This window comes from Streptomyces colonosanans (genome assembly GCF_001866645.1).
Lineage (GTDB): Bacteria > Actinomycetota > Actinomycetes > Streptomycetales > Streptomycetaceae > Streptomyces > Streptomyces colonosanans.
In genome coordinates this window covers 38,479-57,175 of record NZ_MLYP01000023.1, presented here as the reverse complement: position 1 = coordinate 57,175, position 18,697 = coordinate 38,479, and the positions used below count along the sequence as shown (strand labels likewise).

General features: G+C 71.2%; 30 protein-coding genes and 1 pseudogene. 3 read left to right on the top strand and 28 right to left on the bottom strand.

Annotated elements, in window-relative coordinates:
• Positions 1 to 232: 232 nt before the first annotated feature.
• From BIV24_RS09155 to BIV24_RS09055, 21 genes are all read right to left on the bottom strand, one after another.
• A complete protein-coding gene (locus BIV24_RS09155) occupies positions 233 to 766 on the bottom strand; it encodes a hypothetical protein (RefSeq protein ID WP_071365704.1) in 534 nt (177 codons plus the stop codon).
• On the bottom strand, positions 763 to 1,191 hold the full coding sequence (locus BIV24_RS09150; RefSeq protein WP_107459303.1) for a RapZ C-terminal domain-containing protein: 429 nt from the start codon (positions 1,189 to 1,191) through the stop codon (positions 763 to 765). The genes BIV24_RS09155 and BIV24_RS09150 overlap by 4 nt, the downstream gene beginning before the upstream one ends.
• A gap of 89 nt (positions 1,192 to 1,280) precedes the next feature.
• Positions 1,281 to 1,895 (bottom strand): hypothetical protein, encoded by a 615-nt coding sequence (locus BIV24_RS36375; RefSeq protein ID WP_425442550.1) that lies wholly within the window; start codon positions 1,893 to 1,895, stop codon positions 1,281 to 1,283.
• A gap of 47 nt (positions 1,896 to 1,942) precedes the next feature.
• Positions 1,943 to 2,821: a hypothetical protein gene (locus tag BIV24_RS09140; protein WP_071365703.1), complete on the bottom strand. Its 879-nt coding sequence runs from the start codon at positions 2,819 to 2,821 to the stop codon at positions 1,943 to 1,945.
• Between the two features lie 276 nt (positions 2,822 to 3,097).
• Entirely contained in the window at positions 3,098 to 3,427 is a 330-nt protein-coding gene (locus BIV24_RS09135; RefSeq protein ID WP_071365702.1) for a hypothetical protein, read from the bottom strand.
• 98 nt (positions 3,428 to 3,525) lie between these two features.
• The gene (dnaN, locus tag BIV24_RS09130; RefSeq protein WP_071365701.1) at positions 3,526 to 4,650 is read right to left on the bottom strand and encodes a DNA polymerase III subunit beta; all 1,125 of its coding nucleotides are present in this window, start codon (positions 4,648 to 4,650) and stop codon (positions 3,526 to 3,528) included.
• 106 nt (positions 4,651 to 4,756) lie between these two features.
• Positions 4,757 to 5,389: an ASCH domain-containing protein gene (locus BIV24_RS09125; protein ID WP_071365700.1), complete on the bottom strand. Its 633-nt coding sequence runs from the start codon at positions 5,387 to 5,389 to the stop codon at positions 4,757 to 4,759.
• Entirely contained in the window at positions 5,386 to 5,673 is a 288-nt protein-coding gene (locus tag BIV24_RS09120; protein WP_071365699.1) for a hypothetical protein, read from the bottom strand. Before BIV24_RS09120 ends, BIV24_RS09125 begins: the two co-directional genes overlap by 4 nt.
• Positions 5,674 to 5,767: 94 nt before the next feature.
• Positions 5,768 to 6,016: a hypothetical protein gene (locus tag BIV24_RS09115; RefSeq protein WP_071365698.1), complete on the bottom strand. Its 249-nt coding sequence runs from the start codon at positions 6,014 to 6,016 to the stop codon at positions 5,768 to 5,770.
• A 34-nt stretch (positions 6,017 to 6,050) separates the two neighbouring features.
• Positions 6,051 to 6,620 carry a hypothetical protein gene (locus BIV24_RS09110; protein WP_071365697.1) on the bottom strand — a complete coding sequence of 190 codons (570 nt, stop codon included), beginning with the start codon at positions 6,618 to 6,620 and terminating at the stop codon, positions 6,051 to 6,053.
• Positions 6,621 to 6,725: 105 nt separating this feature from the next.
• Positions 6,726 to 7,151, bottom strand: a complete 426-nt coding sequence (locus BIV24_RS09105; RefSeq protein ID WP_071365696.1) for a hypothetical protein — start codon at positions 7,149 to 7,151, stop codon at positions 6,726 to 6,728.
• Positions 7,148 to 7,474: a hypothetical protein gene (locus BIV24_RS09100; RefSeq protein ID WP_245766715.1), complete on the bottom strand. Its 327-nt coding sequence runs from the start codon at positions 7,472 to 7,474 to the stop codon at positions 7,148 to 7,150. The genes BIV24_RS09105 and BIV24_RS09100 overlap by 4 nt, the downstream gene beginning before the upstream one ends.
• A complete protein-coding gene (locus BIV24_RS09095) occupies positions 7,471 to 8,472 on the bottom strand; it encodes an ATP-binding protein (protein WP_071365695.1) in 1,002 nt (333 codons plus the stop codon). The genes BIV24_RS09100 and BIV24_RS09095 overlap by 4 nt, the downstream gene beginning before the upstream one ends.
• Before the next feature lie 56 nt (positions 8,473 to 8,528).
• On the bottom strand, positions 8,529 to 8,984 hold the full coding sequence (locus BIV24_RS09090) for a hypothetical protein (protein WP_071365694.1): 456 nt from the start codon (positions 8,982 to 8,984) through the stop codon (positions 8,529 to 8,531).
• Between the two features lie 91 nt (positions 8,985 to 9,075).
• On the bottom strand, positions 9,076 to 9,564 hold the full coding sequence (locus BIV24_RS09085; protein WP_245766714.1) for a hypothetical protein: 489 nt from the start codon (positions 9,562 to 9,564) through the stop codon (positions 9,076 to 9,078).
• 126 nt (positions 9,565 to 9,690) lie between these two features.
• Positions 9,691 to 10,443, bottom strand: a complete 753-nt coding sequence (locus BIV24_RS09080) for a hypothetical protein (RefSeq protein ID WP_071365692.1) — start codon at positions 10,441 to 10,443, stop codon at positions 9,691 to 9,693.
• Positions 10,444 to 10,537: 94 nt separating this feature from the next.
• Positions 10,538 to 11,329, bottom strand: a complete 792-nt coding sequence (locus BIV24_RS09075; protein WP_071365691.1) for a hypothetical protein — start codon at positions 11,327 to 11,329, stop codon at positions 10,538 to 10,540.
• Positions 11,330 to 11,425: 96 nt separating this feature from the next.
• Complete coding sequence (locus BIV24_RS09070) at positions 11,426 to 11,821, bottom strand: RapZ C-terminal domain-containing protein (protein ID WP_071365690.1); 396 nt, start codon at positions 11,819 to 11,821, stop codon at positions 11,426 to 11,428.
• Between the two features lie 17 nt (positions 11,822 to 11,838).
• Entirely contained in the window at positions 11,839 to 12,750 is a 912-nt protein-coding gene (locus BIV24_RS09065; RefSeq protein ID WP_071365689.1) for a DUF6919 domain-containing protein, read from the bottom strand.
• A gap of 115 nt (positions 12,751 to 12,865) precedes the next feature.
• A complete protein-coding gene (locus tag BIV24_RS09060; protein ID WP_071365688.1) occupies positions 12,866 to 13,780 on the bottom strand; it encodes a DUF4097 family beta strand repeat-containing protein in 915 nt (304 codons plus the stop codon).
• 57 nt (positions 13,781 to 13,837) lie between these two features.
• Positions 13,838 to 14,257: an RRQRL motif-containing zinc-binding protein gene (locus BIV24_RS09055; protein WP_071365687.1), complete on the bottom strand. Its 420-nt coding sequence runs from the start codon at positions 14,255 to 14,257 to the stop codon at positions 13,838 to 13,840.
• 121 nt (positions 14,258 to 14,378) lie between these two features.
• Here BIV24_RS09055 and BIV24_RS09050 point away from each other — a divergent pair, with 121 nt between their 5' ends.
• The 3 genes and pseudogenes from BIV24_RS09050 (at position 14,379) to BIV24_RS35145 (ending at position 15,096) form a co-directional block, all read left to right on the top strand.
• Positions 14,379 to 14,576, top strand: a complete 198-nt coding sequence (locus BIV24_RS09050) for a hypothetical protein (protein WP_071365686.1) — start codon at positions 14,379 to 14,381, stop codon at positions 14,574 to 14,576.
• A pseudogene (locus BIV24_RS36370) lies at positions 14,551 to 14,790 on the top strand (endonuclease domain-containing protein); the annotation flags it as partial. The gene BIV24_RS09050 and the pseudogene BIV24_RS36370, both read left to right, overlap by 26 nt.
• A 78-nt stretch (positions 14,791 to 14,868) precedes the next feature.
• Positions 14,869 to 15,096, top strand: a complete 228-nt coding sequence (locus BIV24_RS35145; RefSeq protein ID WP_245766713.1) for a hypothetical protein — start codon at positions 14,869 to 14,871, stop codon at positions 15,094 to 15,096.
• 78 nt (positions 15,097 to 15,174) lie between these two features.
• Here the strand turns inward: BIV24_RS35145 and BIV24_RS09040 are convergent, their stop codons facing one another.
• From BIV24_RS09040 to BIV24_RS09010, 7 genes are all read right to left on the bottom strand, one after another.
• Positions 15,175 to 15,480 carry a hypothetical protein gene (locus BIV24_RS09040; RefSeq protein ID WP_071365684.1) on the bottom strand — a complete coding sequence of 102 codons (306 nt, stop codon included), beginning with the start codon at positions 15,478 to 15,480 and terminating at the stop codon, positions 15,175 to 15,177.
• A gap of 71 nt (positions 15,481 to 15,551) precedes the next feature.
• Positions 15,552 to 16,295, bottom strand: coding sequence for a hypothetical protein (locus BIV24_RS09035; protein WP_071365683.1), 744 nt, complete (start codon positions 16,293 to 16,295; stop codon positions 15,552 to 15,554).
• Between the two features lie 20 nt (positions 16,296 to 16,315).
• Positions 16,316 to 16,525 (bottom strand): hypothetical protein, encoded by a 210-nt coding sequence (locus BIV24_RS09030; protein ID WP_079168100.1) that lies wholly within the window; start codon positions 16,523 to 16,525, stop codon positions 16,316 to 16,318.
• 162 nt (positions 16,526 to 16,687) lie between these two features.
• The gene (locus BIV24_RS09025) at positions 16,688 to 17,203 is read right to left on the bottom strand and encodes a hypothetical protein (protein ID WP_071365682.1); all 516 of its coding nucleotides are present in this window, start codon (positions 17,201 to 17,203) and stop codon (positions 16,688 to 16,690) included.
• A gap of 107 nt (positions 17,204 to 17,310) precedes the next feature.
• Positions 17,311 to 17,532, bottom strand: a complete 222-nt coding sequence (locus BIV24_RS09020; protein ID WP_071365681.1) for a hypothetical protein — start codon at positions 17,530 to 17,532, stop codon at positions 17,311 to 17,313.
• A 146-nt stretch (positions 17,533 to 17,678) separates the two neighbouring features.
• Positions 17,679 to 18,296, bottom strand: coding sequence for a hypothetical protein (locus BIV24_RS34255; protein WP_071365680.1), 618 nt, complete (start codon positions 18,294 to 18,296; stop codon positions 17,679 to 17,681).
• Positions 18,297 to 18,383: 87 nt separating this feature from the next.
• A complete protein-coding gene (locus BIV24_RS09010) occupies positions 18,384 to 18,686 on the bottom strand; it encodes a hypothetical protein (RefSeq protein WP_071365679.1) in 303 nt (100 codons plus the stop codon).
• Positions 18,687 to 18,697: the final 11 nt, after the last annotated feature.

Here is an 18,697-nt window from a genome sequence, read left to right as displayed (position 1 = left end):
GAAACGAAAAATGGCTGGTGCCCCTGCGAAAACGCAGGGGCACCAGCCATTTCATCGTCTGTGTCCAGCAAGCCCCGTGAGTCGCCCGGAGACAGCGGCCTGGCGGTGCCCGCCGAGCCGCCGCCTCCGGGCGGTGGCGGGACCGAATGCAGTGCGCAGTCCGGGCTTGTTGTCCGCGGACAACATCCGAGGGGTCAAAGATCCGGAAGATAGGGCGGGGCTTCGGGTTGGTTCAGGCGGCCCAGGTTGCAGGCATGGCTTCGTGGTCGGGGTTGGGGATGCCGGCGGCGGTCGCCGGTGCAGCGGGGTGCCGCAGGGCGGTGACCGGGACGGCGCCGGGTTCGGTGGGCGGTGCCCAGACCATGCGCCAGGTGCCTTCCCACTCGCAGCCGCAGGGGTGGTCCGGGTGGAGGTGCCGTAGGAACACACCGTGGGTTTGGGCGGCGCGCGGGATGCGGGGGATGAGGACCGAGGGGTCGTCGCCGGGGTAGAGGTGTAGGTTGCGCCAGCCGTGAATGCTGGCCATGTACGCGGTGGCGCCCTCGATGATGTCGGTCCACTGGTGGTGGCCGAGGGCGATGAAGCCGACCGGGTAGAGGTGGTCCCCGGTCGGGCCGTCGATGCCGATGACGTACAGGCCGCGGTGGACGATGAATCCGTTGTCGGGCGCGTCGTCGAGGCAGGGGGTCCAGAGCTGTTCGGCGGGGTGCGTGGTGCCGTCGTCGGCTTCGTGGGTCTCGATCTCGTACAGGGCCGTGGTGGTCATGCGCTCGCTCCGGTGCTGGTGTCGACTGCCTTGAGGACACGCGGCAGATGGACGTGGAGGTGTTCGACGTCGACCTGGCGGCCGCGGGCGTGGAGTTCGCCAGCAAGGAGTTCGGTGAGTCCGGATGCCCTGTGCCTCCCGCCTGCGCATCCGATGGCGATGCGGCGGGGGCCGGCGGGGAGGTCGGCGTAGTCGGCGAGGTTGGCGAGCAGTTCGCGGGCGCCGGGGGTGTTGAGGACGACGTCCTGGACGCGGGGGTCGAGGCCGTCGAGGTCGAGGATGTCGCAGGCAGCGGCAGGGTCGCGGAGCCGGTCGCGTACGTCTTCGATCCGGTCGGCGGCGGGCGGGACTGGGCTGCCGTCCGAGTCGGTGGGGAGGTGTAAGTAGCCGAAGGAGATCAGTCGGATCGTGTGGGTCGGGCGCACGATAGTGCCTCCAGGTCGTGGGAGAGGGGCAGGAACGCCGAAGCGCCGCGCCCTGCCGGGAAGGCTGGACGCGGCGCTCTGGGACGGTGCTATTCGGGGGTTGTGTCGGTGATCTCGATGGCTGCTTGTATGCCGTGGTGTTGCAGTGCGGCTTCGAGTGCAGTCTGAGCGCCGCTGGCGCTCCAGGCCTCCTTGAAGGTTGGGTCGGTGACCTCGAGGCGCAGCGTCTGACCGTCGAAGGCGGGTGCGGTGTGAGTGAGGAGGTCTGCGCTGAAGCGGCGCATACGGGCCACCGTTGCCATCACTTGCGGCCACCATGCGGGTTGAACCGTTCCGGGTTCGGTGGCGGGCGTGCCGTGGTCGGCTGGGTGTGTGTAGCGGAGGGGTTTGCCGAGGCTACGGGCGTAGGCGATCTCGCGTCGGGTGCTCTCGCCGATGTAGCCGCCTGGGTTGACGACGAGGACTTCGTCCGCGAGGTCAATCTTCTGCAGGTGCAGGGCGTCGAGCATCGCCTTGAGTCGGTCGGCCTGGGCTGTGGTGGCCCACAGGGGGTGCGGCTGCTTCATGTTGCAGCCGGGTGCGAGCACGATGTGGCCGGCTGCGGTCTCGTAGAGGTTGGCTTCTGTGAGCGCGTCCCAGTACCTGGTCGATCCGCACAGCACGACGATGCGTGGGCGGGACTGCGGGTTGCTGGTGTCAGGCATGGAGGTACTCCTTCGTGGTCGTGATGACGACAGAACGTGGTGAGGGCTCAGGCTGTGGTCGTCTCCGCCCGCGAGGCGGCGCGCCGGGCGGTGAGGGCGAGGCGGTGCTGCCAGGTCTTGGCAGCGTGGGCGGGTGGGATGCCGCGTAGGGCCTCGCTGTACAGCCAGCGGTCGCGTTGTTCGTCGCGGGTGTCGGCTTGACGGGCGGTGCCGTAGGCGACGGCGGCGAGTTGCTGCCAGATCTCCGGGGAGTGCTGGCTGCGGCAGCGGGTGCACAGCGGTTGGCGGATGACGGGGTCGGTTCCGATCGTGCAGCCGTCGGTGCAGGGGAAGTCCGGCAGGCAGTGGCAGGCGAAGCAGGAGCCGTTCTGGGTGGCGGGCCAGGTGCGGCCGCGCTCCAGGCGGAGGGGATAGGTGGGGGCGGCGGGCCACTGGTGGTCGCAGGCCCGGCAGCGGTGGTAGGTGCCCCAGCCCGTGCGGCCGGGGCCAGCCTCACTGTGCGTGGACCGGCTGGGTTTGCCGCAGGCGGGGCATTCCGACTGGACGGCGGCGTCCTCGTGGGCTAGCCATTCGACGTCGATGAGTGTTGCGGGCTGTGCGTGGCCTGCGTCGGCGTCGATCTCCTTGTACTCCCACTCGTAGGACTCTCCGTCGCCTCGGATGGTGAGGATCCAGACGTGTTTGGTGCCGAAGTGGATCAGGTTGTCCAGCTCGCGGCTGGGCAGGATGCGGTGCCCCCAAAGGCGTCGGTGGTGGGCGTTCGTGACGGCCAGGACGTGCCGGTCGGTGAGGTGCCCTAACGCCAGTAGACCTTCGCACTCCAGGCCGATGGTGGTGACGGGGATGCCGTAGTGGGTGTCGAAGATGTCCTCGGTGCCGGTGAAGGTGAAGATCGCGCCAGGGTCGGCGTCGGTGAATGCGGTCATGGGCTGTGGGCTCTTCCCTGTTGCCGCAGGCGTGGGGTGGCGCCCGGTGTGAGCCGGGCGGCGCTGGTGTTGGTCAGCGGGCTGCGAGGGCAGCGCGGTGCTCCTGGCGGTGGGCGCGGCCGCGGGCCCGGCGAGGACCTTGACGTGGTGGGGCCGCCGGAGAGGAGGCGCTCCAGAACGGCGCGCTACTGATCGAGCATCAGGACCCCTCCTGATCGGCGAGGGAACGCTGGGATGCGGGGCACGGGCGGCCGGGGCGGCTGCCCGGCAGAAGGGTCAGGCAGTGTCGGAGGCGGTCGCCACGGCAGCCGCGGCTACGCCGCTCATCAGCCGGCGCGCGGCAGTGCTGGCGGCGTCGAGCTGTTCCGCGAGCGGGGTGAGCCCGAGGGCGGTGGCCCGGTCCTTCAGGGCCTCGATGCGGAGCGCTGTGCTGTGGACCTCCCGGTAGATGTCGACCAGGCGGGGTTGAAGGTCGTACGAGTTGTTGATCCGCTCAGCGTCGCGGGTGTACTTCCGGTTGAACTTGGTGCCGTCGTCGGCGGTGTAGCCGTCGAGGAGGATCTGCACGTCCTCGGCGAGCGTGTGGGCGATGGTGGGTGTGCGCACGGCTGCTCTCCTGGTGGTCGTGATCTGGTGGGTAGGGCCGAGCTGTCCGGTCCTCCGCACCACCCCGGCCGGGCAGGCTGGGGTGGCACGGAGGGTCGTCAGCTGGAGAGCCGGATCGGCATGAGGAGGTAGCGCAGCGCCTGGTCGTCGCTGCCGTGGCCGCGCAGGATGGCGGGCTTGGTGCTGGTGGTGATCTGGAATTCGACGGCCTCGGTAGTGAGGGCGCTGAGTCCATCGATGAGGAAACCGGGGTTGAAGGCGATGGTGAGTTCGTCGCCTTCAAGGTTGGTGTCGACGTTGTCGAGGGCCTGGGCTTCGTCGCTGGTGCCGGCCTCCAGCACGAGGGTGTTGTCGGCGGTGAAGGTGAGACGGATCGGGGATTCCCGGGTTGTGACCAGGGCGACGCGTTGGGCGGCGGCCTTGAGTGCGGCGATCTCCACGGTGGCGGTGTGGTTGAACTCGGTAGGGAAGAGGTTCTGGTACTTGGGCAGGTCACCTTCGAGGGCGCGGAGGGTGGTGGTGCTGTGCTCGCTGCGCAGCGTGAACAGGCCGCTGGTGCCGAGGTCGCCGGGGAGGGAGAGGTCGACGGTGGTGTCGTCGGCGACGGCCTTGGCGGCGGCCAGGAGGGCCTTGCCGGGGGCGAGGGCGGTGCAGTCGGCGGCGAGGGCGCAGTTCTTCCAGGGGATGGTGCGCACGGCGAACCGGTAGCGGTCGGTGGCGACGAAGGTGAGGGTGCCGGCCTCCTGGTCGTGACGTAGGGAGATGCCGGTGAGGACGGGCAGGGAGTCGTCCTTGCTGATCGCGCAGCCGACTTGGGTGACGGCTTCGGCGAAGGTCGGGCCAGGCAGCGTGCCGGAGGGGGTGCCGGGTTCGGGCAGCGCCGGGTACTCGTCCAGGGGCAGGGTGGGCAGGGTGAAGCGGGCGGATCCGGCGCTCAGGAGCAGGCGGCTGCCGGTGAGTTCGAGGTGCACGTCGCCGTGGACGCGGGAGGCGATGTCGGTGAGCAGCCGGCCGGAGACGAGGGCGCGCCCGTTCTCGGTGACGGTGGCGGGGATGGTGGTGTCGGCGGAGATCTCGTAGTCGAAGCCGCTGACGCGCAGGGTGTCGGTGTCGGCGTGTAGGAGGAGCCCGGCGAGGACGGGGACGGGCGGTCGGGCGGGGAGGCTGCGGGCGGCGTAGTTGACGGCGGCGGCGAAGTCGGCGTGTTCCACGGTGAACTTCACGGGCGGTTCCTGTCTGTCGTGTCGGGGATCGGATGGAGCAGATCGGGCACGGGCTGGCAATCGGCCGTTGTGGTGGTTGCCGGGCAGAGGTGTGACGTGGCGGGTGCTATCCGGAGAGCCGTGTGGTGAGTGCCGGGTTGGCGGCGGTGATCTGGTCCAGGAGCTGCCGGTTGGGCTTCCACAGGCGCTGCGATCCGGTGGCGTGGACTGGCTGCTGGAGGGTTTGCACGTTGCGGAGCTCCCAGTGGAAGCAGCCGTACTCGGACCAGCGGGTGCATGCGCCGTCGTCGGCGTGGACGCCTGCGAGGTCGGCGACGGCGACGATGTGGCCCTGTATCGGCTCGTAGTCGTCGGGCAGCACCTCACGTACGGCGGGCAGGGCGAGGGCCTGCTTGTCGATGGTTTGGCCGCCGTGGATGAGGAGGGTGCCGCGCCAGTTGGTGGTCCACACGCGGTTCTCGATGCGTTTGGCGAGCTGCTCGTCTTGGAGGGCGATCAGGTCGGACCAGGGCGGCTTGATGGTCAGTGCGCGGATCGCGGTGGGTTCCGGGTCCGTGGGCGGGGCCTGGTGGCGGGGGCTGATGGCCTGTCCCAGCAGTTCGAAGTTGAGGCGCTGCTGCCTGGCCGTGAGCGGCGCCGGCCGCGGAGAGGCGGTGAAGAGGGCGCCGGTGGGCTCGGCTTCGTGGCGGGCCTGGGCGTAGAGACGGGCGTCGTAGGCGTCCGCGATCGTGACGGTCACCGGGACACCTCCGGCTGGAGGTCCGGATTGAAGTCGGGGGTGCGGCCGACGGCGATCAGCAGGACCTGGAGGGCGGCGTGGGGGTGGCTGTATTCCTGGGTGGCGGGCAGCCCGCAGGAGAAGCAGTCGGCCTCCGCGCCGGTCCAGCTGGTGGAGCAGCGGGAGCACAGGAAGCTGGGGCCGCTGCGGGGCAGGGGGCGGAGGCGGTTGAGGCCGATGGCGCGCATTCTGGCGGCCGCGGCTTTACGGATGGGGGAGTGGGCGGTGGTGCGGTGGGACGGCATGATGAGGGGGCTCCTCTCGCCTGTGGGCGGGGTGGTGTGGCCCGGGACGGCCGGCTGGTTTCTCAGGCCGGAAGGCGGCCGTCCCGGGGCTGATTCAGGTGGGTGTCCTAGGGTCGAAGTGCAGGGTGCGGGCCAGGACGATCGGGTTGAGGGCGAGGACGTCGTCGTAGCGGGGGTCGATCGCTGCGCCTTTGCGGGCGGCCTGCTCGGCCGGGGTGTCGGCGAGCTTGCGGGCGGCCTGGCGGGCAAGGAACGCGCTGGCGGCGTCTTTGATGACGTAGCTGTGGCGGGTGCCGGCCTCATCGAGCAGGCGGAAGGTCACCAGCCAGGGGTCGGAGTACATCGCTGTCGTCCGTGCACGGCTGTGTGAGCGGGCCCTAGAAGGGCGTCTCGATGCTGGCGTGCGCGGGGTCGGCGTAACTGCTGGCGCGGATCCGCAGCTGGTAGTCGCAGTCGACGGGGGCGCCGGGCTCGGTGTCGAGTTCGTCCAGCAGGACGATCAGGTGGTCCTCGTCGGCCAGTTCCACGTTGATGTAGGTGCCGCAGGAGCAGGGCGCAATGAGGGTGAGGACGTGGACCAGGTCGCCGCCCTCACCGAAGCCCTCCTCGCGGCGGGTGTAGTGGAGCCACCAGCCGCGCTGCCCGTCGGCGGAGCCGAGGTAGGTGACGGCGGAGGCCATCAGCTGCGCGCCGGGCACGGGCGGGTGTCCGGTCCAGGACATGGCCTGCACGACGGTGTCGAGGGTGTCGGGGAAAGAGCCGGTGAGTACGGCGTCGGCGTGGAGCACGGCCTGGAAGGCGGCCTCCTCGCCGCGCTCCTGATCACGCTGCGACAGGTCGAAGTCGGCAACGCGCTGGTGCAGGGCGACGATCGGCTCAGGGCCGGTTTTGTCGCCGTCGTGCGGGTGGTCGTCGCGGGGGGCGGGGGCGAGTTGCAGGACGGTCATGAGGGGTGGTCCTCCTCTCGGGGGTTCGGGCCGGGCAGGTCTGTCCGGTCCTCCGCACCGCCCCAACCCGGCAAGGGGGCTGGGGCGGCACAGGCGGCCGTCAGCTCAGGCAGCGGCGTTGTCCATGCGGAGTTCGGCGAGCGCGATGCCGAACGTCGCGCAGGAACCGGAGCAGAAGTCACGGGCAGGCTCGGCTGATCCAGCCACGTGGACGCGGACCCAGCCGCGTTGTCGGGGGAAGCGGCCGGTGGCCTCCTGGCCGCAGCCCTCGGTGGGGCAGGCCTCCCGGACGGCGGTGTTCGCCTCCGGGCGGGAGGTGCCGGCGGCGAACTTCCCGCCGTTCCACTTGTGCTGCCCGGCGGACCGGGGCGCGAGGCCGGCCTGCCGCGCCTTGGACTTGGCCTTTTCGTCGTCGCGCTTGGCCTGCAGGCAGCCGCACGCTTCGGTCGCCGCGACTTTGCGTCGGGTGTGCTGGCGGAAGCCGTGCAGGGTGCCGTGCTCGATGCCTTCTTCCTGGCCGATGAGGCTCACGCGGCATCTCCTTTCTGTGGTTCGTCGTGCGGGTCGTTGGGTCGGGTCGGGGGAGCGGTGAGCCGCTCCTGGTGGTCGATCAGGGCGAGGAACTCGGCGCCGAGTTCCGGCGCGGCCAGGACCACGCGCAGGATCGAGGCGAGGCCGTCGCGCTCGGTGGGGTTGAGGCGGTCCCACACCGCGTGGGCGTCGCGGTGGGCGCCGACGACCTGGTGGTAGGCGTCCTCGTTGGTGGCCGTGCGTATGGCGCCGCACCGGCCGCACCGGAAGGTGGCCTGGTCCCAGCCGGTGGCGGGCGAGGGGGTTTTGGGGGCGGTGGTCACGAGGCGATCGCCTCCGGGTACTGCTCCTGCGCGTTGTCGGCTCCGGCCTCCCAGTCGGCGGCCTCGTGGTCGATCTCGCTCTGGTAGCCGCAGCCCTCGCAGATCAGGCCGTCGCCGATCTCGTGCTGCCCGTCGTAGGCGCGCAGCAGGTCGGTGGCGCTGTAGGCGGGCAGCCAGGCCGGGCCGCCGCACTCGCCTTCGTCGTCGGCGTCGGCGTCGGTGGGGCAGGGCACCAGGACGTCGAAGCCGTAGTTGCCCTCGCCGTCGGCGTCGCGCCGGAAGGCGAGGGTGCGGTAGTCGCCGGCGACTTCCAGGACGACGACGCGGTCGTCACCGGTGACGAGGTCGGAGCTGTCCTCCCAGGTGGCCAGGCGGGCGATCTCGGGGCCGAAGAAGCGGCGCAGAAGGAGTTCGTCGCCGTCCAGGCCGTCACCGCCGTCCAGGCCGAGCTCCCGCCTGCGGGTGTCGCTGACGCGGTGCAGCAGCACACCGAGACGGCCCAGGCGCTGAAGGCCGGGGGCGAATTCGGCGTAGTCGAAGCCCTCCTGCCGCAGGCGAGCGGGGGAGGCAGTGGCGACCATCGCCTGGTGCTGGGCGCGGACAGTGTCCTCGGGCACGTGGCGGTCGCCGGTGCGGGCGGCATTGCGCTCGAGACATACCGGCAGCGGCGTGGGCACGATCACGGCGGCGGTGGGGACGCCGTAGCGGCGAGCCGTGGCCAGGATCGTGGCGCGGTCGGCGGGGTTGGTGGAGGTCGCGTCGATGACGGAGGTGAGGCCGCGGCGCAGCCGTGCCTCGAAGACGCGGAAGAGGGCGAAGACGGCGTCGCCGGTGGCGGACTGGTCGCCGGCCGAGTCGGAGACGAGGGCCCGGTAGTGGTCCAGGGAGAGGACCTGGGTGTCGGGCCAGGTGCTGGCGAGTGTCGACTTGCCGGATCCGGCCGGGCCGATGAGGACGACGACGCAGGGGTCGGGGAAGTCGAGGTCGAGGTGTTTCATGTGCGGGCTCCCTGCAAGGGCGAGGCGCTGGGTGGGCTCGGGACGGTCGGCGGGGCTCACTTGGAGGCCGCGATGGCGGCGGCGACGGTTTCCACGGCGTGGTGGAAGGCCTGGTCCAGGGCGTAGGCGCCGCCGAGCGGGCCGCCCAGGTTGTAGAAGTTGCCCTTGCCGGTGGCGTCCGCAACGGCCTTGAGATGGATGCGCCGGTCGGCCCACCAGTGGGTGCTGGCAGACAGGGCGAGTGCCGCGGCGACCCGGGCAGGCTTCAGACGCAGGCCGAGCACGCGGGATCCGGCGTACAGGACGGCCGCCTGGGTGGCGGTGTAGGTGGCGACGTGCGCGGTGCAGGCGATGCGGCCGGCCCGGCTGGATTGGCCCTCGTTTTCGTCGTGCTGGCCCTTGGTGACGGCCTGGTGGTCGGACTGGATCCAGTGGTCACCGACGTCCGCGGCCATGCGCATCAGGGCGTAGGCGGCGGCGAAACGGGTGGCCCGGGTGCTGTTGTCGGTCATGCTGGTGGGGCTCCTCATCTCTGATTGGGTGCGGGAGCTGCCGGGGGCGGCCGCGGGCGTTCTTGGTCGGGTGCGGCGGCCGCCCCGGGCGTCACTTCTGGGTGGGGGCGTGCGGGTCGAGGACGCTGCCGCAGTCGTCGTCGTACGGGTGCGGGACGCGGCCGCCGGTGCGGCGCAGGCCGGTGAGGATCTCCAGCAGGTCCTCCTCGTTCTCCAGTTGGATGTCGAAGTAGCCGGAGCCGCAGGCGCAGGGCGCGATCAGGGTGAGGACGTCGCGGGCGCCGTCGTCCTCGCTGATAGCGAGGGCGTGGTGCAGCCACAGGCCGCCCTCCAGCCAGGCGACCGCGCTGGCCTCCAGTCGGTTGTCCTTCACCGAGATCTGGCCGGCCCAGTCCTCGCCGCCCAGGACCAGCCCGAGGGTGGCGCCGTAGGCGTTGTAGACGTGGTGGGCCGCGGCGACTTCGGCGTCGTCACGCTGCTCGGCCTCGGTGTAGGCGTCGCCGACCATCGCGAACAGGCGGGCCAGCGGGGAGGCGTCGTCCAGCACAGGGACGACGGCGGGTTCGAGGATGTCGGTCACAAGCCTCTCCTTGGTGTGCCGGGGATCGGGCATCTGCCCGGTCCTCCGCATCGCCCCAGCCCCTGGGCGGGGTTGGGACGGCACGGGGAGCCGTCAGAGCGGTAGGCACCCGAGGACGTGCCGGGCTCAGCCCGCCAGCACGGTGACGGCTGCGGTGCCCGGGTCGTCTTCCGCCGGCTGCGCAGCCGCGCTCGCCTCCTGGTCGTCCTCGGGCTGCTCGGTGAGAGCGGCATCGACGACGGCGAGGGACTCGGAGGGCTCGCCCGCCAGGACGTCAGCGGCGCTGTCGGCCGCCTCCTCCTGGAGGGAGTTGAGCAGCTCGAGGAGTTGGGCCGGTCCGGTCAGGACGGTTGTGCCCTGGCCTGTCTCCAGCGTGTACTGCTCCGTCCACCCCTCCGAGAACTTGGTGCCGAGGTCGCGGTGGTCGGGCTGATAGCGCAGGTACAGGCCGGGGGACAGGTAGTAGAGGGCGGTGCCGTCCTCGTAGCCGTGCCACAGGTCGTCGCTGGGGGTGGGGTTGCGCAGGTCCCTCCAGTGCCAGCGGGACTTGGCCTTGTGCGCAGCGTCGGCGGCGGCCTGCGCCGCGACGCGGAGCCGGGCCTGGTCCAGGGAGGTGGCCGGTGCGGCGGGCGCGGTGCCGCGCAGGGTGCGGCGCCAGGACCCGGTGGCGGCAGCCAGCAGGCTGTCGGTAATGGTCGCGGCCGCCAGACCGGCGGCCACGCCGGCGGCGAGGCGGCTGACGGGGCCGTGTCGCTCGGTGGTGCGGGCGTGGGCGAAGCGGCCTACGGCGGTGCCGGCGACCACGCCGCCGACGATGCTCAGGTTGTCGAGCACGTCCGCGCCGATGGTGCGCGCGGTGGTGGACGTCGAGACGGTCACGAACTCTCCTTCAACTGGGTACGGGCCGGGGACTGTCCGGTCCTCCGCACCACCCTGACCGCGGTGATCGCGGCCAGGGCGGCACAGGGGGCCGTCAGGCCCGGGCAAGGGCGGGAGCGTTCGTGTCCAGGTCGGAGCCCCGCAAGATCGCCAGGACTTCACGCTGGAAGTCGTAGCGGCGCAGCAAGTCGTGGAACATCTCAGCTGCTACAAGGCACCGGGCACGGCGGCCGATGAAGGAAACAGCGTCCTGGTCGTCGATGACGGCGGCCGCGGCCTTCTCGGCAGTGGTCGACGCGAGCTCGCGGGCCTGGCGTACGGCAGCCTCCCGCCGTGCGGAGCGCGCCTTCACGTCGACCCACCCCAGGGCGTGCTTCCGGCCAACACGGTTCGTGATCCACGCGTCATAGCGGGCGCGTGTCCCCTCCGGGTCGGCCGCCCACTCACTGGCCCACTGCCCGGCCAGCTCGGGGAGCTGCTGCTGGATGAGGTTGAGGACCTTCTCGCCACGCGGGCCGAAGGCGCGAGAGATGTCGGTCTCCTCCACGATGCGCAGCCGGTGCGCGAGCACCCAGTACGGGTAGTACCGCCCACCCCAGTTACCCGTCTCCCCGAGCGGCTCGACGACGAACAGCCGCACCGGCCACTGGACCGGCCACTCGCTGCTGCGCTCCAGGACCTCGCCGACGCCGCGCCGGGTGTAGGTGCGGAAGTAGGAGAACTCGCTCTCGTCGAACCAGAGGTTCTTACAGGGGGTGGGGTGGTCGACGACCTGGCCGACGTGATCGGTGAGATTGACAGTCGTGTACGGGCCGGTGGAGCCGCTGGTGGGCGGGACGGTGCCGTCGGGCATCGTCACCATGTAGTGGATCGACGGCTTGCTCATGGCTGTCCTCCGAGAGATCGGCGGTGCAAGGCCGGACTGTCCGGTCCTCCGCACCGCCCCAGCCCGACAGGCGGGTTGAGGCGGCACGGGGAGCCGTCAGGCTGCGGCACGGTCGACGACGGGCCGGTGCAGGTCGCGGTGGTGGAGGTCGACCTGGTGGCCGCGACGGCGCAGACGCCGGGCCAGCAGATACGCCGTGACACCGGCGCGGTGCCTGCCGCCGGCGCAACCGACAGCGATGTGCAGCGGGTGCTCGGCGGCGCCGGGGCCACTGGCGTACGCCTGCACCTGGGCGACGGTGGCGGCGAGCAGCTGCCGGATGCCCGGCGTGCGGCGTACGGCCCGAATGACCTTGCGGTCGCGGGCATTCAGGGTGCGCAAGCTGCTGTCCCAGTGTGGGTCACGGAAGTGCGCGCGCAGGTCGAGCACGATGTGTGCGTCGGCAGGGCGGGGACCGTGAAGGTGCCCGAACGAGGTGATGCGGATGTCCATGGGTAGGCCTTCCTGGGTCAGAACGGGCTGGTGGCCCAGGGGTCTTCGGGCTCCTGGCCCGGGATGACGGCCGCCGCGGGCGCCGCCCCGTGGTCGTCGGCCTCGTCCGAGCCGTCCGCGTCCGCTTCCTCGCACTCCCTCGTGCAGTACCTGCCGGCGGAGAAGAAGGGGGCGCCGCACAGCGCGCACTCGTTCTCTTCACCGTCGCGGACCTTGGACCAGTCGATGATCACGTTGGGGTCGATGCACGCCTGGCAGCGGCCGTCGTCCTGGTCCTGCACCCCGTAGCAGCCGTCGCCGCAGAGGTACGAGGAGGTGCAGCCGCACTCCCGGCACACGAACTTCGGGGTCTGGCCGGGCGGGGCCGGGAGGATTGCGGCGGCGAGCGTGTCCCACAGCAGGCTGCCGGGCCCCGGCTCGGGGGCGGCGAGGGTGATCTGCAGGGCGGGCACGACCGCGTTCACGGCGTGGGGGAGGCCCGGCCACATGGCCCTGATGTCGTCCGGGCCGAGGGCCTGGCCGAAGACGTTGGGGTCCTGGGCGTCGCAGGTGGTGACCGTGATGCCGTCGCCCGGCCCCTTCTGCGCATCGAGAAAGTCGTTGAGGACCATGGCGAGTCCGGCGTTTTCGGCGGCGTCGACCAGGCGGCGAATGAGGGCCGGGTCGGTGGCGAAGCCCTGCACCGCCGCCTTCTGCTGCAGCGGACCGTCGGTGAGACCGACCTGTGCGGCCACGGCGAGGAACCCGGCACGGTTGGCGGCGGCGAGGACCGTGGCGAGCGTGGGGTGGGGGCGGTGGCTGGCGCGGTGGCCGGGCAGGTGGCGCACGGAGCCCTCCCACCAGTCGGCGGCCAGCTGTCCGAGGTCGGACAGCGTGCGGGCGGCCTTCCATCGCTTGCGTTCCGAGCGGCTCATCCAGGGCAGGTGCACGGCGTCTCCTCACACGAGGTTGGGGCGGTCAGAGCAATGGCCCGTGGTTCCGGTCGGCCACCGCCGGTCCCGGCGCGCCCGGTGGGGCAGGCCGGGACCGACAGAAGCCGGTCGGTCAGCCGCGACGCCGGCGGGGGCCGGTGCCGGGCTGGCGGCGCTGGGGGAGGCGCACCGAGCCGGACATGCTGTTGGCGCGCACGTCCAGGTCGTCGTTGATGGCCTGCTCGGTGGCGCTGACGGTGACGTCGCCGGACATGGTCTTGGCGGTGATGTCGCCGCCGGCGGTAGCGTGGACACGGACGTCACCGGACATGGTGTTGAGCCGGGCGGTGCCGCCGAAGTCGCGGATGGTGATGTCGCCGGACATGGTCTTGGCCTCAACGATGTCGGTGCGGCCGAGCCGGACGTCGCCAGACTGGGTCTTGACGCTGATGTTGGGGGAGTTCTCCGCGTCGATGTCACCGGACTGCGTGCCTGCGGCGAACCGCTCGGTCTGGCCCGGTGCTCGGACGTCTCCGGATTGTGTGGAGGCGGAGACTGCGGTGAAGGTGCCGTCAGCGATGATGTCGGCTGACTGGGTGCGGGCAGTGACCGAGCTTCCCTCGGGCACCACGGCGATGATCTCGATGGGGGCGGCGCCCTGGATCACGTTGGCGGTGCCGGCGCCCTGGAAAGTGAACCCGTCGCCGCCGAGGTTCAGGTCACCGCCGGAGACCATGACCATCGAGCCGTAGTTGTTCTGGACGTTCTGGACAACGCCGTAGTTGTTCCCCGCGATGAACGTGCCGCCCCCGCCGCTGCCGCCCTTGCCCTGGACGTGGGCGACCAGCACACCATGGCTGTCCCAGCGAAGGTCGGCGTCGCGGACCGCGTCGGCGGAGTCGCCGGTCTCGTCCGCGGTGCGGATGGTGATCTCAGCTTCCTTGCGGGTGCGGTCGGTACGGACGGTGACGACGCCGCCCGCGCCCAGGAGCTGGGCGTCGATCCGAACGGGACCGGACTGCTGGGCGGTGAGGGTGCGAGTGGGCACGGCAGATCTCCTCTGCTGGTCGGGTGGAGCGGTGAAGGGTGAAAAGTGGAGCGGCGGTCAGGCGGCTACCGCGATGTAGGACCCGGGGTGGGCGGGGGTGCCGTCGAAGCACTCCTCGCAGCAGCCGACCGTCCTGAGACGGAGGCAGTGGAAGTAGCGGCGTCCGCACTCGGGGCAGGTCTGGCGGGCGGCCATCGCCCGGTCCAGCGCTTGCTCCTGCGCAAGCGTCGGGGTGCGCTTCGGCTTCGCAAGGTCGATCCGGTACAGCCACGCCATGCGCTTGCCGCCTCGCCAGGTGAGCTGGGCGACGGGCTCGTGGCCTCCGGGGCGCAGGCCCATGGCCCTGAGCTGGCGGCGGGTCGCGAGCCCCTTGGGGGCCTGCTTGAAGCCGTACTCGGGGAAGGTGCCGTCGTCGTACAGGTCGACGTCGACCAGGTCATCGCCGTCGCTGTTCCGGTTGGTGTCGTCGGTACGCACGGGCCACCCCCTCCGATGTGAACTTTGTTCGCGAAGTAATTTCACATTAGGGCTCACGTAGAGTGGCGTCAACTTTGTTCGCGATACTTATTCGCCAACTTTGTTGTGCGATGCTGGTCGCATGACGACGAACGAGGACCTCGGTGCGGCAGTTGAACGAGCACGAGCGGCCTACGACACAGCCCGCTCGGAGCTGTTTGAAGCCATCAAGTCGGCCCTGGCGGCAGGTGTCGGCCCGTCCGAGCTCGCCCGCCGCAGCAAGTTCACCCGCGAGTACATCGCCAAGATCCGTGATGGCCAGGGCCCCAAGGGGGTCTGACCTGATGCCCCAGCACGAACGCCCTGGTGGCCGACCGTGCAGCCATGCGCGCTATCGGCTCAGCTGCGCCGACTTCGATGAGCTGATGCGGCAGGCCGGACGCCGCTGCCAGCTCTGTGGCCGCACTGGCGAGGAGACGGGCCACGGTCACCTGGTCGTCGACCACGACTTCCGAGTTGGTGACTGGGCGGTGCGCGGAGTCCTGTGCTCAACCTGCAACGGGAAGATTGAGTACGCCGATCCCAGTGATCCCGCTTGTGCCGCGTACCTGGGCAATCCTTGGTACCGGAGGATGTTCGCCACGCGAGGCCTCGACGTGGAGCTTGCTGAGCCACCGCTCGGCACGACGGTGCGCGTCGGTCGCCGCATGTGGCGCCGTGTGACGGACGGCTGGTCCGCCCAGGACCGGTACAGGGGCAGCAGTACCTTGACCTGGGCGCAGATCTACCGCCGCTTCGGCCCGCACGACATCACCCTCATGAGCCAGGCGCGGGACGGTACGGCATCCTCTGATGCCTGACGCTCCCGCACCAGTTCAGTGCGCTGCACGGAGTTTCCGTGCAGCGCACCGTCGTTTCCACTGGATACGCCGCCGGGGTCAGCAGCAGCTGGCTCGGTCCGCGGCGCCTTTCATGATCTTCTTGCCGTCGGGGTGGTCGTTTACGGCCGCGATGATGGCGTCCGTCCAGGCCCGCAGCCCGCTGTAGGCACGCTGCGCCTGGTCGCGTTCGCCTTGGGCGTCTTCGAGTTGCTGGGCGAGGGTGGGGCAGGTGCAGGCGTCGGCGTCCGCGTCGTGCAGGCGGGACATGCAGCCGGGCACCAGCCATCGTGTGCCGTCGGGCTCCTGTACCCAGTGGCAGTGCAGTGGTGGTCGCGGCCTGGTCGCCTCGGTCGTACTCACCATGTGGTCCCTTCCTGTCTGGCCGTTCTCCGCCCGGTCCGCGCGGGGCGCGGGCCGGACAGGCAGCGGTCAGGTCAGTTCAGTGACGGCGGCTGGTGCGGGTTGTACGGCTCGTACGTGGTCGGCTCGGGCTTGGGCAGGTGGATCTCGGCGCGGATCTCGGGCAGGGCCGGCGCCTCGTTGTGCACGTCGATGTGGACGAGCGCGGTCGGGGAGAGGGAGAGGCCGCGCAGGGCGAGCAGGCTCAGGGCGGCCCAGGCGAGGAGCGCGATGCCGGCGGCGACCTCGCGGTCGGAGGCGGGGGTGCTGGCCCACACCATGCCGACGGTGGCCGCGCCCCAGATTACCCAGGTCAGGCGGGCGCCGCTGGAGTAGAGGAAGCCCAGGACGAGGGAGACGGCGCCGACGGCCTGCCAGGTGCTGTACGCGGTGGCCGCGGTGACCGGGAGGGTCTGCGTGTGGGTGGCGAGGTAGTGCCGTACGGGCTGGTCAATGGTGGCGAGGAGGCCGGTGTGGTCGCGTTCGGTGGGTGTCGGCCAGGGCAGGGCGTGCGCGAGGCCGATCAGGGTGGTGCCGATCCAGCGCAGAGCAAAGAAGGCGATGAGCCCGCCGATGAGGACGGTGGCGGCTTTGATCCATCCGGCGGTGAGCCGCCAGCCGTAGGTGGGGGCCATCTTGATGTCGTGGAGGCGGCGGCCGAGCCAGCCGTGTTCGCCGCTGAACTGTTTCCACCAGCCCGGGGCAGTCGGGGGCGGTACTTCGGCGGACTGCTGGGGGTGCTGGCCGGAGCGCTGGTGAGGGAACGGGGTGCTGCTCATGTGGTGTCGCCTTCCTTCGGTCAGCGGGACGGGCTGGGATGCGCGGGTGCGGTGTGTGCGGGGCGGGGCGGGTCGGTCTTGGGTACGGCGTTGCTGTCGCTGCTATGGGTGCCGATGTAGAAGCCGCCGATCAGTCCGAGGACTGCGAAGACCTGGTGCCGGTGGGCCTGCCACCAGGTGGGCGGGGCGGGTTGGGTGAGGACACCTATGACGGCGGGCCCTTTCGCCAATTGCGGCTGCTCCTTGGGGTTTGTACGCAGGGGGTGACTGCGGAGGGGGTGGGTGGTTGGTGAGCCCGGGTCGGTCTGCTCGGTGCCCCGGGCCGCCACGTGAGGCGGCGGTGCCGGGGCGGAGCGGGTGGGGTGGCCGGCTGTGTTGATGGGGGCAGCTGTTCAGGCCTGCCGTACGGGGATGGTCGGCACCGTGTTGATAGGCCAGCACGATCCCGGGCAGGGGGTGCGCTCGGGCAGGTGGTGGGGGTGGAGGATCGGGGCGCCTCCGGCGGCGTGCATGCCGCGGTAGCGCCATACGACGCCGGGGCGGCGCAGGGCGTCGTCGGTGGGGAAGTAGTCGGCGGTCAGGTCCCAGGTGCGGCCGGTCGCCGGGTCGGTCCAGTTGTCGAGGGCAGCCGGCGCCTGGCTGATCAGGCCGGTGCCGGGGTCGGTGTAGCGGGTGACGAGGGCGTCGAGTTGCTGGCGGAGCCGGTCGGCGTTGTCGCGAATCCAGGCGGGGACCAGGTGCTGCATGCCCTGGGGGGCGTAGTAGGCGGCGCTGTCGTGGGGGTCGGCGGCGAGTGCCTTCTCCAGGTGGGCCGCAGCCGCGACCAGTTCGGTGACGGCTGGGGCTTCGATGCGGATGACCCTGGCGGCGTGTTCGCAGTACCGGATCTCGGCGGGGGCGGTGGTCAAGGAACCTCTCCTCCTTGCGGGGCGGGGCGGGGTGGGCCAGACGGCCTGTCCGGTCCTCGCCCGGGCCGCGCGGGGCGACAGGGCGAGGGCCAGACGGGCGGTCCGGGTCACGGGGTTGTGGTCGCCGTGGTGTTGGCGGGTGCGGTGTGCGCGGGCGGGTTGTCGGCAGCCGGGGTGGCCGGGGCGTTGGTGCTGTGCTGCCCGAGGACGAAACCGCCGATGAGCGCGGTGACGGACAGGACCTGGTGGCGGTGGGTCTGCCACCAGGTGGGCTTGGGGGCGGTGAGCGGCTGGAGAGTGAAGGCGGGTGCGGCGGGCTGTTTGGCCATGGCGGAGTCGCTCCTCGAGGCAAGGGGATCGGGGCGGTACAGGGGTGGGCCGGACGGCCTGGCCGGTCCCCGGAGCGGCCGCACGGGCGGTGCGCCGGGGGCCAGTCAGGTCAGCAGGACGACCAAGGAGGAAGCGTGGGGTTGGGCTACTGCTTGTTGCGGTTGCTGTCGCCCCACTGGATGTTCACGTCGCCGCCGCGGCCGATGAGCCGGGTACCGCTGGTGTCGATCTGCGGGGCGAAGACGACCGTCTGCCCGGTGCCGGGACGGGAGGCGGTGCCGGAACGGGCGCCGGTACTGGTGTGGTTGGCGGCCTTGGCGAACAGGGAGCGCGCGACGATGGCGGCGCCGAACAGGATGACCACGAGGGTCAGGCCGAGCTTCCAGAGGGTGTCGAGCAGGTCCACGAGCCCTCCCAGGGCCGGTTCGGCGATGCGGAGGGCGATCGCGCCTCCGAGGGCGAGAGCGGTGAGGCTGCCGGCGACCATGCCGATCGCCTTGGCCCAGGCGGGCATCGGTTCGCGCTGCGGGCCTGCGGGGAGCGGGTCCAGGCGGTGTTCGACGGGGCGGCCCCAGGCGATGCGGCCGTCGGGGAGCTGGACCTGGACGGCGCCGGGGACGGGTACTTGGTAGAGCGTCACCGCCGGGGCGGTGACTGGCTCCAGGGTGTGGTGTTGGGGCTGCGAGGGCTGCCAAAGAGCAATGGGCATGGCGGGGTTGCGGGGGCCGACGTCCTGGCCGACCGTGTGCTGCTCGGTGTTCATCGGGCGCTCCAAGAAGTCGGTGCTGCGGGGAAAGGGCGGAGGCCGGCCCCAGGGTGGGACCGGCCTCCGGGCCGTGGGCGCTGGCGGTTACGCCTCGCCGCGTTCCATGGCGGCGTTGAGCTTGGCGGCGGTGCCGAACTGGCGGCTCACAATGCGGCGACGCGTCACCAGACGGACGTCGTTGGCGCGGCCGCGCAGCAGGATGTCGTGGATCGTCTGCTGGGTTTCGGGCGTCGCGTTGGCAAGCACGGCGGTGGCCTCGTCCAGGCAGATGGTGATCTGCGGGGCGGGGCTGGTGCTGGTGCGTGCGGCGCGCTGCTTGATGAGGTCGGCGGCTGCGGCCAGCGGCGCGAGCGGGCTGTCGGCCGGGGCGGATTCGGTGTGGGACATGGCGGGTTCTC

Excerpts from the sequence above, each read along its gene's own strand:
- BIV24_RS09070 (WP_071365690.1), bottom strand. The coding sequence starts at position 11,821 with ATGGACATCCGCATCACCTCGTTCGGGCACCTTCACGGTCCCCGCCCT.
- BIV24_RS09090 (WP_071365694.1), bottom strand. The coding sequence starts at position 8,984 with ATGACCGACAACAGCACCCGGGCCACCCGTTTCGCCGCCGCCTACGCC.
- BIV24_RS36375 (WP_425442550.1), bottom strand. The coding sequence starts at position 1,895 with ATGCCTGACACCAGCAACCCGCAGTCCCGCCCACGCATCGTCGTGCTG.
- BIV24_RS09155 (WP_071365704.1), bottom strand. The coding sequence starts at position 766 with ATGACCACCACGGCCCTGTACGAGATCGAGACCCACGAAGCCGACGAC.
- BIV24_RS09050 (WP_071365686.1), top strand. The coding sequence starts at position 14,379 with ATGACGACGAACGAGGACCTCGGTGCGGCAGTTGAACGAGCACGAGCG.
- BIV24_RS09140 (WP_071365703.1), bottom strand. The coding sequence starts at position 2,821 with ATGACCGCATTCACCGACGCCGACCCTGGCGCGATCTTCACCTTCACC.
- BIV24_RS09020 (WP_071365681.1), bottom strand. The coding sequence starts at position 17,532 with ATGGCCAAACAGCCCGCCGCACCCGCCTTCACTCTCCAGCCGCTCACC.
- BIV24_RS34255 (WP_071365680.1), bottom strand. The coding sequence starts at position 18,296 with ATGAACACCGAGCAGCACACGGTCGGCCAGGACGTCGGCCCCCGCAAC.
- BIV24_RS35145 (WP_245766713.1), top strand. The coding sequence starts at position 14,869 with ATGTTCGCCACGCGAGGCCTCGACGTGGAGCTTGCTGAGCCACCGCTC.
- BIV24_RS09115 (WP_071365698.1), bottom strand. The coding sequence starts at position 6,016 with ATGTACTCCGACCCCTGGCTGGTGACCTTCCGCCTGCTCGATGAGGCC.
- BIV24_RS09010 (WP_071365679.1), bottom strand. The coding sequence starts at position 18,686 with ATGTCCCACACCGAATCCGCCCCGGCCGACAGCCCGCTCGCGCCGCTG.
- BIV24_RS09095 (WP_071365695.1), bottom strand. The coding sequence starts at position 8,472 with ATGAAACACCTCGACCTCGACTTCCCCGACCCCTGCGTCGTCGTCCTC.
- BIV24_RS09040 (WP_071365684.1), bottom strand. The coding sequence starts at position 15,480 with ATGGTGAGTACGACCGAGGCGACCAGGCCGCGACCACCACTGCACTGC.
- BIV24_RS09035 (WP_071365683.1), bottom strand. The coding sequence starts at position 16,295 with ATGAGCAGCACCCCGTTCCCTCACCAGCGCTCCGGCCAGCACCCCCAG.
- BIV24_RS09110 (WP_071365697.1), bottom strand. The coding sequence starts at position 6,620 with ATGACCGTCCTGCAACTCGCCCCCGCCCCCCGCGACGACCACCCGCAC.
- BIV24_RS09120 (WP_071365699.1), bottom strand. The coding sequence starts at position 5,673 with ATGCCGTCCCACCGCACCACCGCCCACTCCCCCATCCGTAAAGCCGCG.
- BIV24_RS09075 (WP_071365691.1), bottom strand. The coding sequence starts at position 11,329 with ATGAGCAAGCCGTCGATCCACTACATGGTGACGATGCCCGACGGCACC.